Below are 11,748 nucleotides of genomic sequence, written 5' to 3'. Positions count from 1 at the left end.
CCGCCGATCCAGGTGCCGGGGTGTGGCTGGTCGGCGTCGCCACCCATTTGCGTCCGTGACGACCCTTCCTTACCAGGCACTTGCGCGCCGCTGGCGCCCGCAAAGCTTTGACGACTTCGTCGGACAGGAGGCGGTGGTATCGGCGCTGCGACACGCGCTGGACTCGGGCCGTGTCCACCACGCCTTCCTTTTTACCGGTACACGCGGCGTTGGCAAAACCACTCTGGCACGCCTGCTCGCCAAGTCCCTGAACTGTGAAAAGGGGGTCAGCAGCAGGCCTTGCGGAGAATGCAGCGCCTGTCGCAGCATCAGCGCCGGCAACTTCGTGGACCTCCTCGAGGTGGACGCCGCCAGCCGTACGCGTGTGGATGAAACACGGGAACTACTGGACAACGTTCAGTACGCCCCGACGGCAGGGCGCTACAAGGTCTACCTCATCGACGAGGTACACATGCTCTCCAGTCACAGCTTCAACGCCTTGTTGAAAACCCTGGAGGAGCCGCCGGATCACGTCAAATTTCTGCTGGCCACCACGGACCCGCAAAAGCTTCCCGTGACCATTCTGTCCCGCTGTCTGCAACTCCAATTGCGGCGCTTGGATCCCCAGCGCATAGGCGAACGTCTGCGCCGGATCGTCGATGCCGAGGGGGTCCCGGCGGAGGATGCGGCCCTGGAGATACTCGCCCGTGCTGCCGATGGCAGCTTGCGGGATGCCCTGAGTCTCCTGGATCAGGCCATCGTCCATGGCGCCGGTCGTGTGGCAGCCAAAGCCGTCCAGGACATGCTGGGGATGGCCGCAGAGGATGTGGTCTGGAGTCTGGTGACGGCACTCCTGCGCGACGACGCCGCAGCGGTACTGCGCATCCTGCGTGAGCAGATGGATCTCGGGCAGGATCCCGCCGGTCTTCTGGATGCCCTCATCGAGGCTCTGCATCGTCTGAGCCTCGCCCGCTACATCGAGGGAGTACGACGTGCCTTGCCCTCGCCCTGGGATCGGGAGCCTCTGCCCGATGCCCTGAGTCTGCAGGCCTTTCACGCGATACTGCTGTCGGCGCGCCGCGATTTCTACCTCTATCCGGACAGCCGCATGGCGCTGGAGATGGCCGTGCTGCGGGTGCTGGCCTTTCGCGAGGCGGAAGGAGGCGGGGGGCAGCAGCCGGATGCCACACCACCGGGCGCAAGCTGCGGTACCGGCGCGGTGGCCGCAGGAAAGGACGCGACACAGGCTTCGGCCCCCGAATCCGCAGCCCCCCGGGGGTTTGACCCGGAGCATCCCGCCGTCACGGACAGGACGGTGGACACGGTTCCCTCTGGGCCCGTGCTTCACGCGCCGCCGGTGTCCATGCCAACCGGACCCGTACCAAAACCGCGGCAGCCCCTGTTCGAACCGGCCGCGCAGCTAGATGCCGCAGGGGAGGATGCAGCGGCCCGCTGGGCCGAGATCTTGTCTCAACTGGCGCTCGGGCCTATGCTCCGGGCGTCTTTTGGGCATAGCCGGGCGACGCGCTGCGACAAGGAACGTGTGGAACTTTGGGCCGAGGCCGGTCACCTGGAATTTTTGCGTGCCGAGTTGGATACTCTGGCCACGGCTCTGGAAGGTCTCTGGGGGCAAAGACCGCAGCTGAGCCTGGACCTGATGACGGATGCGGGTGCCGGGGACACCGTGGTGGGCGCTCGCGAGCGCGCCGAGGCAGCGGAGCGGCAGCGTTTGCAGGAGCGGGTACGGCAGGATCCTCGGGTAGTGGAATATCAGGAGATTTTTGGCGCCCGGGTGGTGGCCGTTCGCAGGACGGGGGGCGCGGCCTAGATGGGCGCGGGTAGAACATCGTGAGTCACTGGATCGGAGGGGTGAGATGAAGGGTGGTCTCGGCAATATCATGAAGCAGGCGCAGCAACTGCAGGAACGTCTGCAGAAGGCACAGGAAGAGTTGGCTCAGGTGGAGGTGCAGGGACACGCCGGCGGCAACCTGGTGGAAGTGACGGTCACCTGCCGCAACGACGTGCGACGGGTGCGCATCGACCCCAGCCTCCTCGCCGAAAACGATCCGGAAATGCTGGAAGATCTCATCGCGGCAGCGATGAACGATGCGCTGCGCAATGCGGAAAAGACCAGTGCCGAGCGGATGTCGGCTCTCACCGGCGGGATGAATATTCCGGGCTTGAACCTGCCTTTCTAAGCCGGCATGTCCGAGACCCCGAGCCTTGCCGCCCTGACCCGACTGCTGCGTCGACTGCCTGGGGTCGGGCCGCGTTCCTCCCAACGCATCGCCTATGACCTGCTGATGCGCAAGCGCGAACTCATGCCGGCCCTGGCCTTGGCCCTTCAGGCGGCGCACGAACAGATTCGTGCCTGCAGTCGCTGCAACAATCTCTGCGAGGCCGAGGTCTGCGCCATCTGTCGCGATAGCCAACGGCAGCGCGAGCTGCTCTGTGTCGTGGAGTCGCCTGTGGATCTGGCAGCCATCGAGGATTCAGGGGCCTATCTCGGCGATTATTTCGTGCTCATGGGGCATCTTTCGCCCCTGGACGGGGTCGGTCCGGAAGATCTCCATTTGGACCGCTTTGCGGCGCGCCTTGCCGAGCCCGGCCTGCGCGAAGTCATATTTGCCACCAATTCCACCCTCGAGGGAGAAGCCACCGCCCAGTTTCTGGCCGGCTACGTTCCGGAGGGGGTGCGCACCAGTCGCATTGCCCGCGGGATTCCCATGGGCGGCGAACTGGAATACGTCGATCGCGGTACCCTGGGCCGGGCCTTGTTGGGGCGCCGCGATCTCGAAGAATAATCCTAGAATATCCGGAGCTTTCTGCCATGACCCACGCCGCCTCGAGCGTACCAGGTGCCAACGTTTTCTTTCTGCTCATGGGCGCCATTCTGGTGCTGGCCATGCACGCAGGCTTTGCCTTTCTGGAGCTCGGCACCGTCCGGCGACGCAGTCAGGTCAATGCACTGGTGAAGATACTGAGCGACTTTGGCGTCTCTACCATCGTCTATTTCTTTGTCGGCTTCCACATCGCCTACGGTATCAGTTTTTTTGGCAATGTCGCCAGTCTCACCGATCATCAACACGGCTACGAGATGGTGCGATTCTTCTTTTTGCTGACCTTTGCGGCGGCGGTGCCGGCTATCATTTCCGGCGGCATTGCCGAGCGCGCCCGTTTCGTTCCACAGCTCTTGGCGACGGCTTTTCTGGTAGGGCTCGTATACCCTTTCTATGAGGGCATCGTCTGGAACGGTAACCTCGGGATCCAGGCTTGGTTCACCCAGATCTTCGGCGCGCCCTTCCACGATTTTGCGGGGTCTGTGGTGGTGCACGCCATGGGTGGCTGGATGGCACTCATGGCAGTCTGGCTGCTGGGACCGCGGCGGGGACGTTATGGCAAGGACGGCAGCATCCATCCCATGCCGCCGTCCAACATCCCCTTTCTCGCTCTGGGTTCCTGGATCCTCATCATCGGCTGGTTCGGCTTCAACGTCATGAGCGCGCAACGCCTGGAGGCGGTTCAGGGCCTGGTTGCGCTCAACTCCCTTATGGCCTTGGTAGGGGGGATGCTCACCGCTCTTGCTCTGGGTCGGGGGGATCCGGGCTTCGCCCATAACGGCGCTCTGGCAGGCCTGGTGGCCATCTGTGCCGGCTCGGATCTGGTGCAGCCCATTGGAGCGCTGGTCATCGGTAGCATTGCCGGCGCGATTTTCGTCTACCTCTTCACCCTGGTGCAGCACCGCATGCGCCTGGACGATGTCCTGGGCGTTTGGCCTTTGCACGGTGTCTGTGGGGTCTGGGGAGGGGTCGCCGTGGGGATTTTCGGTCTGCGCGCTCTGGGTGGAGCAGGAGGCGTGAGTCTGGGTGCCCAGTGCGCCGGAACCTTGCTGGGGGTCGTCATCGCCCTGGCCGGCAGTGCGGTGGTCTATGGTGCGATCCGCCGCTTCATCGGCATTCGCCTGGATCCGGAGGCAGAGTTCATGGGCCCCGATCTGGCTATCCACCACGTTGGTGCCTACCCTGAGGCGGACATCGAGAGGGCTTGAGGTGCGTGAAGCGATGGTATCTACGCTGCATTGGCCAGATCTGGAGCGGCCGCCGCGACGTCCATCGGCAGCCCACAAAGGCGATTTCGGCCACGTCTTCGTGGTAGGCGGCCAGCGCAGCATGGGCGGTGCCTTGGCCTTGGCAAGTCTCGCCGCCTATCGCGCCGGCGCCGGTCTGGTCACCGCCGTGGGGCAGGCGCAGAGCCAGATCTACCTGGCCGCGCAACTACCAGAGGCCACCTGGTGGGAATGGCCTGCCCACTTCCGCCGCCTGCCGGCCAACGCGGTGCTGGCGGTAGGGCCCGGTCTGGGCCAGGGGCTCGCCAGTCACGACCTGGTGCGGGAAATCGGCACCTTGTCGGTGCCAGCGGTCTGGGATGCCGATGCCCTCAATATCCTCGCGCGTCTTGGCCCCCAGCTCTGGTCACAGCCGGCAGAGCGTCTGGCGACACCCCATCCGGGGGAGGCGGCGCGGCTGCTGCAGAGCACCACGGTAGAGGTCCAGAAAGATCGAGTCGGTGCCATCCGCGCCTTGGCGGCTCGCTACGGCGGTACCTGGATTCTCAAAGGTGAGGGGACTCTGATCCTCGGGGCCATGGGTCTGTGGCGCTGTCCCCTGGGGAATCCCGGCATGGCGACGGGTGGCAGCGGGGACGTACTGACCGGGCTGTGCGCGGGCCTGATGGCCCAGGGGCTGAACGCAGCGCAGGCGGCCCAGCTGGCCGTCTGTGTCCACGCCCGCGCCGGCGACCTCGCCGCCCGTGCCCAGGGCGAGGCGAGCGTCATCGCCACGGATATCCTGGCATACGTCCCCCAGGCCCTGCGCGAGCTCATGGCATGACGACGGACATCGAGACCTTGCGCCAGTGGGATCGCCGCTATTTCTGGCACCCTTTCACTCAGATGGCCTGTTGGGGGGACGATGATCCCTGGATCATCGTCGAGGGTCGCGGCAACTATGTCTATGACGCCCAGGGCAGATGCGCCTTGGATGCCATCGCGAGCCTCTGGTGCAATGTCCACGGGCACCGGCATCCGCACCTGGACGCCGCCCTCGTGGAGCAGCTTGGCCGCATTGCCCACAGCACGGTATTGGGCGCCAGTCACCCCGGCGGCATCCGTCTGGCGCGGGCATTGGTGGAGCTTACGCCAGACTCCCTACAGCACGTCTTCTTCTCAGAGGACGGTGCTGAGGCGGTGGAGATCGCCATCAAGATCGCGGCGCAGTACTGGATCAATCGCGGACGTCCGGAAAAAACGCTCTTTCTGACCCTGGACAATGCCTATCACGGCGACACCGTGGGGGCGAGTTCGCTGGGTGGTTTTCCACTATTCCACCAGGTCTATGGCCGTCTGCATTTTCCATCCCGCCGGCTGCCCAGCCCCTATGTGCTTGCCGAAACGCAGGGCGATGCGGTGCGCGGGCTCGCGATCTGGTTACAGGCTCTGGACGCGCTCCTCGCCAGCGAAGGCGAGCGCACCGCCGCACTCATTCTGGAGGGAGGAGTGCAGGGAGCGGCGGGCATCCTCCCCTATCCGCCGGGTCTGCTGGCCGCGGCGGCACAGCGCTGTCGTGCACACGAGGTTCTGCTCATCGTCGATGAGGTGGCCACGGGCTTCGGTCGCAGCGGCAGCCTCTTCGCCTGTGAGCAGGAGGGAGTGGAACCGGATCTTCTGGCCCTTGGCAAGGGCATCAGCGGCGGGTACCTGCCTCTGGCAGCCACCTTGGCCAGTGAGGATATCTACCAGGCCTTTCTCGCGCCCTTTGCTGAAGCCAAGCAGTTTTACTATGGCCACACCTACACCGCAAACCCGCTGGCCTGCGCCGTCGCACTCGCCAGCCTCGAGCTTTTTGCCGAGCCGGGTCTGCTCACCGAGGTGCGGGCGAATATCGCGCGGCTGTCCCGGGGCCTCGAGCGCTTCGCCGAGCGTCCCTATTCCGCACCGGCCCGCCAATTTGGGCTCATGGCGGCTGTCCCCCTGCGCGATCCACACAGCGGTGCGGCTTTCCCCTATGGTGATCGGCGCGAATATGCGGTGTGCCGGAGAGCTCGGGATCTGGGTGTCTACCTTCGGCCCCTGGGCGACAGCATCGTCATCGTGCCACCGTTGTCGGTGACAGCGGAGGAGATTGGCACTATCCTGAGGGTATTAGATCAAGCCATGGCTGAGGAATGCGCCCGATGACCGCTACCGGAAGAACTGCTGCCGATATCATGACCCGCGAAGTCGTCAGCGTTGCGCAAGACGATGACGTCCAAACGGTCGCGAAGCGCTTGCTGGAATCGGGGCATCACAACTTGCCGGTTGTGGACAAGGACGGCAAGGTGGTGGGCATGATCGGCGAACGCGACCTGATCGATGCGAACCGCCAGATCCACCTGCCCACGGTACTGTCCTTGCTGGACAGCGTCATTCCCATTTCCGGCTGGCGCGAGTACGAGGAGGAACTGCGCAAGGCGACGGCGGTGACGGCGCTGCAGCTCGCCACGCCCAAGCCCGATGTGGCGCGGCTCGAGGATGGCGTCGAGGACCTTGCGGATCGGATCCTCAAGCGGAACATCCACACCCTCCCTGTGGTGGACGTCGACGGTCGTCTTCTCGGCGTCGTCAGCCGCTCCGATATCCTGAGGGCGCTCATCCAGGAATCATGAAGCGCTGGCGTTGGTGCCGTCGCGAGGATACCCGCGCCTTTGCCACGGCTCTGGTGGCCGCCAAACCCCTGCCGGCGGTCGTGTACCTGCACGGTGACCTCGGCGCCGGCAAGACGACCCTGGCCCAGGAGATCGTCCACGCGGCGGGCTACCGCGGCCTCGTGAAGAGTCCTACCTACACCCTCCTCGAGGTCTACGCGACGGCGCTGGGCAGCATCGTGCACCTCGACCTCTACCGCCTCGGCAGCGACGACGAGCTCGAGTTCCTGGGCCTGCGCGATTACCTGGATCAACCAGCGCTGTGGCTGATCGAATGGCCGCGTCGTGGGACGGCGACACTGCCGGAACCGGATCTCGAGTGTTTTCTGAGCCTCGAGCCCGACGCGAGTCATACCCTGTCGGCTCACGCCGTGGGCCTTGTGGGGCAGCGTCTGCTGGATGCCTTGGTGGAGGCAGTACCGGCGGGTCTGGAGGAGGAATCATGACGCGAAACCCCATCCGTATCCTCGATGCAACGGTGGCCGATCAAATCGCCGCCGGTGAGGTGGTGGAACGACCGGCCTCGGTGCTCAAGGAACTTCTGGAAAACAGTCTGGACGCTGGCGCTCAGCATCTGCGCATTCGTCTGGAGGACGGCGGCATGAGTCTGCTGGCGGTGGAGGACGATGGCATCGGCATTCCCGCCGAGGAACTGCCCTTGGCGCTGCAGCGCCACGCCACCAGCAAGCTCCGCCGGGCAGAAGACCTGCAGCGGATCCAGAGTTTCGGCTTTCGCGGCGAGGCCTTGCCAGCTATAGCTTCGGTGGCCCGTCTACGCATCCAGTCGCGGCCAGCGGAGGCGGCGGCTGCCCTGCAGATCGAGGTCGAGGGGGGACGTCTGGGGACGCCTCGGTATGGTCCGCGAGCGCCGGGGACGACGGTGGAGGTGCGGGACCTCTTTTTCAACGTTCCGGCACGGCGCAAATTTCTGCGCAGTGCGGCGACGGAGCTGGGGCGGATACAGAGGGTGCTGCGCCAGACGGCCTTGGTACATTTTGCCGTCGGTTTCGAGTTGCTGCAGGGGAGCCGGGTTCTGGCGCACTTCGCTCCTGCCGCTGAGGAACCGGCGCAGGATGCGCGGGTCGGGGAGATCCTGGGTCTGGATTTTCTCGCCAACTCCCTGCGTTTTACCCAAGAAGATGGCGAGTTGCAGGTATGGGGTTGGCTTGGTTTACCGACCCACAGCCGCGCCCGCGCCGATGAGCAGCACTTTTTCGTGAACGGTCGCCCGGTGCGTGATTCTGGTCTGAGTCACGCGCTGCGCGCTGCCTATGCCGATGTGCTCTATCAGGATCGGCATCCGGTGGCGGTCCTGCACCTGACCATGCCGCCGCACTGGGTGGACGTCAATGTCCACCCGGCCAAGACCGAGCTGCGCTTTGCCGACAGTCGCCGGATCCACGATTTTTTACGCCATGCCATCCGCGAAGTCATCGCCCACGAGACGCGACCCAGCCGTCCTCTGGCCCGAACCGCGTCCGCTCCGAGTGCCGTCGCGGGGGACCGCGGTCGGGGTGTTCATGCGGGCGCTGGGCCTGTCCGGGGGGTCAGCCCCACACCATCCCGTTCTCCCATCCAGCCCCCTGCCTCGATGGTGGCGGAGCCGGGCGCGCATTACTGGGAGCAGTTGGTCGCCCCGGTATACAGAGCGCAGGAAGATGCGGTCGATGTGACCGCAGCGTCGGCTATCCAGGAAAAGTTGGGGGCCGATGCACCGCCTTTGGGCTACGCCATCGGTCAGGTGCATCAGCGCTTTGTGGTTGCCGTCAATGCGCAGGGCTTGATCCTGGTGGACCAGCACGCCGCCCACGAGCGCATCCTCTACGAGCGCCTCAAGGCCCGGCGTACTGGTGAGCGTAGCCAGACACTGCTGCTGCCCCAGGTGCTGTCCTTGACCGCGGCGGATTTTGCCCGCCTGGACGAGCGGACGGAGCTCCTGACAGCCGCGGGTTTTCGGTGGACGGTGACGGGACCGCAGCACATCCACATCCAGGCTGGTCCTGCCGATATCCCCAGCGCGCAATATCCGGCTTTGTTTCAGGATTACCTGACGACGAGCTTTGCGCAGCTCGGCGATAGTGACGCCTTTCTTGCCGAACGGGCCTGCAAGGCAGCGATCAAAACCAATCACGAACTGAGCCTTGCGCAGATGAATGCGCTCCTGCGCGAGCTGGAGGCCTGCCCGCGATACAGCCAGTGCAACCACGGACGCCCCACCGTCGTGGAATTGCGGTTGGCGGAGCTGGATCGGCTTTTTCTGCGCGGCCGATGATCCCCGCCCTCTTTCTCATGGGTCCCACTGCCAGCGGCAAGACCGATCTGGCGTTGGCCCTGGCGGATACCCTGCCGGTCAGCATCATCAGTGTGGATTCCCTGCTGGTCTACCGCCACTTTGATCGCGGCAGCGCCAAGCCCTCGCGGGAATTGCGCGCGCGCTATCCCCACGCCCTCATCGACATCCGCGAACCCGAGGCCGTGTATTCCGCGGGGGATTTCTGCCGCGATGCCCGGATCGCCATCGAAGAGGCCCGAAGGGGAGGGCGGATACCGCTGCTCGTGGGGGGGACGGGCCTCTATTTCCGGGCGCTGGAGCGGGGCATTGCGGAGCTTCCCGCAGCCTCCTCCGAATATCGCGCAGCGCTGGCGGCGCGAGCCGAGCGGGAGGGATGGCCGGCATTGCACGCCGAATTGGCAGCGCTGGATCCGGCGCGGGCGCAGGCCATAGACCCCAGGGACCGCCAGCGCATTCAGCGCGCTCTGGAGATCCATCGCTTTGGTGGCCCGACCGAGCGCCGTTGGGCGCAGGGACTGGAGGGACCTATCCTCAAGGTGGCGCTGTGCCCGCCGCGAGCGGTACTGCACCAACGCATCGCATCGCGCCTCGAGGCCATGATATCCACCGGTTTTCTGGAGGAAGTGGAAATGCTCCATCGCCGCTATGGCCCACAGGATCTGCCGGCGATGCGCGCCGTGGGCTACCGGCAATTCTTTGCCTGGCAGCGCGGTGACATCCGGCTGGATGAAGCAAAACAGCAGGCACTTGCGGCAACCCGCCAGCTGGCCAAACGCCAGGAGACCTGGCTGCGCGGCGAGATGCTGCAGGCCAGGGTCGATCCCCTTGCCGACGACGCGCTCGCGTGCATACTTCGTCTGCTGGAAAGCGCTGGGGTGGGGGAGCCTTGAGGATGGTGCTGCCGCAAACACGGTCAACTCTTGTCAAGATACATGCTTTGCGCAAATCTGCCAAGGAAATCACGCAAGACGGGTCAAGTGCGCGCATCGGGGAATACCCATGATCAAAAATTCGGACGGTCTGGAACTGAAGGAAATTCTTCGTACCATTGGCACGGCGCGAACGCCATTGGGCGGCCGATTGAAGATGGTGGCGCTCTACCTGGCGTTCATCTTTTCGCTACTGGTGCCCATGGGAGTGCTCCTGATCTATTGGTTGTGGAAGCATGGAGCAAAGATCCAGGAAGAACGTCGGCTTTCGGGCCTCAAGGACTGGATCGTCTAAACGGCAGGGCCCCATAAGGGGCCCTTGTATCAGGGGTGTGGAGGTGGCCCGCCGGGACCACCGGGGGGTGGTCCGCCCGGACCTCTGGGAGGAGGACCTCCCGCACCCATGGGGGGAGGCGCACCAAACGCACCCGGAGGGGGTCCACCCGGGCCACCGGGAGGACGACCACCGAACACACCGGGAGGGGGTCCGCCAGGACCACCCGGGGGAGGACCGCGGAACCCGCCGGGGGGTGGTCCACCCGGTCCGACGGGAGGGGGAACGCCCGGACCGTCGGGGGGTGGCCCACCAGGTCCCCCGGGCCGCCCTGGCGGCGGGGGCGGCGGTGCCCCCGGAGCGGGTGGTGGTGGCGGCGCGACCCCAAGAGCGCTGAAAAAGGCTCCAGGTGGCGGTGGTGGCGGTGCTCCAGGCGGCGGAGCGGGCGGCGGCGGCGCGCCGGGCGGTGGTGGTGGCGGCGGCGCCGGGTAGTACTCGTAGTAGATCTGTGGATAGTAGTACCACAGTTCGTATTGCGCATAGAGTGGTGGAGAGTACCAGGACACGTAGGGCTGTGGAGGCGCCAGGTAGTAGTATTGGGGGTAATTGGAGAACCCGACACTGTACCCAGGCCCGCCCAGGTTCAAACTGAAATCCAGGGGGTCCGCTTGGGCTCCCGCAGCCGTGAGCAAGCCCGTCGACAGCATCGCTGCGAATAGGATTCGGTGTTTGCGGAACATCGTTTTTCTCCTTCCGAGAGCTGAGCATCCCGGTCTATCGGCAGCGTCCGCTCGCCCTTGCCGGCGGACCTGCCCGCAGAGTACAAGCAATTATCACGCCAAGGCAGGGTGTTGGACCAAGCGTCGATTTGCAACGGCTCGTGGACACTTCATCCGGCGATCCTGTGGCCAATGGTCGACACTGAGTCGGCGTTCGTCAACTCAGGTGCACTTCCACGCTCTAACTCAGCGTTCACGCAAGCAAAATTGCAGAGTGAATTTGTGCCCGATTAGCGACGTTTTGTAGCTGTGATGGGGAGAGACGCCTACTCGCAGCTTTCTACCCGCATGCGCTTTTGGGATGGAGGAGGAACGCTTTTCCCGTTCCCCCCGCTTCCAAAGCGCCAGCCTGCGGTCACTCGTATATGGATATCCCGAGTACCGATGACCGTGAAAAAGTCTTGCTTGGTAGTCGGATCGGAGTCAATCCATGGAAACTTCTTTGGCACGCCCAGACCATTGGCGTAGATCTGCATCAGAATCTCGGCCGGTGAACGATGGCCAACTTCGGGAAAGCAGCCCCTCGGACAAACTTTCTCGGCAGGTTTACGACAGAGTTTCAGCGCCTTGGCGTGCTACGCCAAGGCGCAAGCGCGGGGGGCGGTAAAATGGCGTGAGCCGGTGGACGACTCGGTGCAGTAGTGGTCCTCGGCGCCACACCCGGCCAACGGTTTCTTGTCCACCTGGGATTCGAGGTGGGGGCGGGCGTCAGCTACCAAGTCCGCTGGTAGATGGATAGTGGCATGGGCCGGC

Annotated in this window: 12 protein-coding genes; all 12 read left to right on the top strand. The window is 64.7% G+C overall.

What is annotated here, in order from left to right:
* A partial coding sequence (gene dnaX / locus Q0C23_RS07430) for a DNA polymerase III subunit gamma/tau (protein WP_367273187.1) occupies positions 1–1,807 on the top strand: 1,807 nt, incomplete at its 5' end.
* A 46-nt stretch (positions 1,808–1,853) separates the two neighbouring features.
* The gene (locus Q0C23_RS07425; protein ID WP_291511731.1) at positions 1,854–2,177 is read left to right on the top strand and encodes a YbaB/EbfC family nucleoid-associated protein; all 324 of its coding nucleotides are present in this window, start codon (positions 1,854–1,856) and stop codon (positions 2,175–2,177) included.
* Positions 2,178–2,183: 6 nt separating this feature from the next.
* Positions 2,184–2,783: a recombination mediator RecR gene (gene recR, locus Q0C23_RS07420; RefSeq protein WP_291511730.1), complete on the top strand. Its 600-nt coding sequence runs from the start codon at positions 2,184–2,186 to the stop codon at positions 2,781–2,783.
* A 26-nt stretch (positions 2,784–2,809) separates the two neighbouring features.
* Positions 2,810–4,027: an ammonium transporter gene (locus tag Q0C23_RS07415; protein WP_291511729.1), complete on the top strand. Its 1,218-nt coding sequence runs from the start codon at positions 2,810–2,812 to the stop codon at positions 4,025–4,027.
* A 13-nt stretch (positions 4,028–4,040) separates the two neighbouring features.
* Positions 4,041–4,868 (top strand): NAD(P)H-hydrate dehydratase, encoded by an 828-nt coding sequence (locus tag Q0C23_RS07410; protein ID WP_291511728.1) that lies wholly within the window; start codon positions 4,041–4,043, stop codon positions 4,866–4,868.
* Positions 4,865–6,214, top strand: coding sequence for an adenosylmethionine--8-amino-7-oxononanoate transaminase (bioA, locus tag Q0C23_RS07405; protein ID WP_291511727.1), 1,350 nt, complete (start codon positions 4,865–4,867; stop codon positions 6,212–6,214). Before Q0C23_RS07410 ends, bioA begins: the two co-directional genes overlap by 4 nt.
* A complete protein-coding gene (locus tag Q0C23_RS07400; RefSeq protein ID WP_291511726.1) occupies positions 6,211–6,681 on the top strand; it encodes a CBS domain-containing protein in 471 nt (156 codons plus the stop codon). Before bioA ends, Q0C23_RS07400 begins: the two co-directional genes overlap by 4 nt.
* The gene (tsaE, locus tag Q0C23_RS07395; protein ID WP_291511725.1) at positions 6,678–7,166 is read left to right on the top strand and encodes a tRNA (adenosine(37)-N6)-threonylcarbamoyltransferase complex ATPase subunit type 1 TsaE; all 489 of its coding nucleotides are present in this window, start codon (positions 6,678–6,680) and stop codon (positions 7,164–7,166) included. Before Q0C23_RS07400 ends, tsaE begins: the two co-directional genes overlap by 4 nt.
* Positions 7,163–8,992: a DNA mismatch repair endonuclease MutL gene (gene mutL / locus Q0C23_RS07390; RefSeq protein ID WP_291511724.1), complete on the top strand. Its 1,830-nt coding sequence runs from the start codon at positions 7,163–7,165 to the stop codon at positions 8,990–8,992. Before tsaE ends, mutL begins: the two co-directional genes overlap by 4 nt.
* A complete protein-coding gene (gene miaA, locus Q0C23_RS07385; protein ID WP_291511723.1) occupies positions 8,989–9,903 on the top strand; it encodes a tRNA (adenosine(37)-N6)-dimethylallyltransferase MiaA in 915 nt (304 codons plus the stop codon). The genes mutL and miaA overlap by 4 nt, the downstream gene beginning before the upstream one ends.
* Positions 9,904–10,012: 109 nt before the next feature.
* Positions 10,013–10,237 carry a hypothetical protein gene (locus tag Q0C23_RS07380; protein WP_291511722.1) on the top strand — a complete coding sequence of 75 codons (225 nt, stop codon included), beginning with the start codon at positions 10,013–10,015 and terminating at the stop codon, positions 10,235–10,237.
* Positions 10,238–10,472: 235 nt separating this feature from the next.
* Complete coding sequence (locus Q0C23_RS07375; protein WP_291511721.1) at positions 10,473–10,613, top strand: hypothetical protein; 141 nt, start codon at positions 10,473–10,475, stop codon at positions 10,611–10,613.
* The last annotated feature ends 1,135 nt before the right edge of the window (positions 10,614–11,748 follow it).

It is taken from the genome of Acidithiobacillus sp., from assembly GCF_023256195.1.
GTDB lineage: Bacteria > Pseudomonadota > Gammaproteobacteria > Acidithiobacillales > Acidithiobacillaceae > Acidithiobacillus_A.
Note: the sequence above shows the minus strand (reverse complement) of the source record. Positions and strands in the feature narration are given on the sequence as shown.

Bases quoted from the DNA above. Each gene is read 5' to 3' on its own strand.
- Q0C23_RS07425 (WP_291511731.1), top strand. From the start codon at position 1,854: ATGAAGGGTGGTCTCGGCAATATCATGAAGCAGGCGCAGCAACTGCAG.
- recR (WP_291511730.1), top strand. From the start codon at position 2,184: ATGTCCGAGACCCCGAGCCTTGCCGCCCTGACCCGACTGCTGCGTCGA.
- Q0C23_RS07415 (WP_291511729.1), top strand. From the start codon at position 2,810: ATGACCCACGCCGCCTCGAGCGTACCAGGTGCCAACGTTTTCTTTCTG.
- Q0C23_RS07410 (WP_291511728.1), top strand. From the start codon at position 4,041: ATGGTATCTACGCTGCATTGGCCAGATCTGGAGCGGCCGCCGCGACGT.
- bioA (WP_291511727.1), top strand. From the start codon at position 4,865: ATGACGACGGACATCGAGACCTTGCGCCAGTGGGATCGCCGCTATTTC.
- Q0C23_RS07400 (WP_291511726.1), top strand. From the start codon at position 6,211: ATGACCGCTACCGGAAGAACTGCTGCCGATATCATGACCCGCGAAGTC.
- tsaE (WP_291511725.1), top strand. From the start codon at position 6,678: ATGAAGCGCTGGCGTTGGTGCCGTCGCGAGGATACCCGCGCCTTTGCC.
- mutL (WP_291511724.1), top strand. From the start codon at position 7,163: ATGACGCGAAACCCCATCCGTATCCTCGATGCAACGGTGGCCGATCAA.
- miaA (WP_291511723.1), top strand. From the start codon at position 8,989: ATGATCCCCGCCCTCTTTCTCATGGGTCCCACTGCCAGCGGCAAGACC.
- Q0C23_RS07380 (WP_291511722.1), top strand. From the start codon at position 10,013: ATGATCAAAAATTCGGACGGTCTGGAACTGAAGGAAATTCTTCGTACC.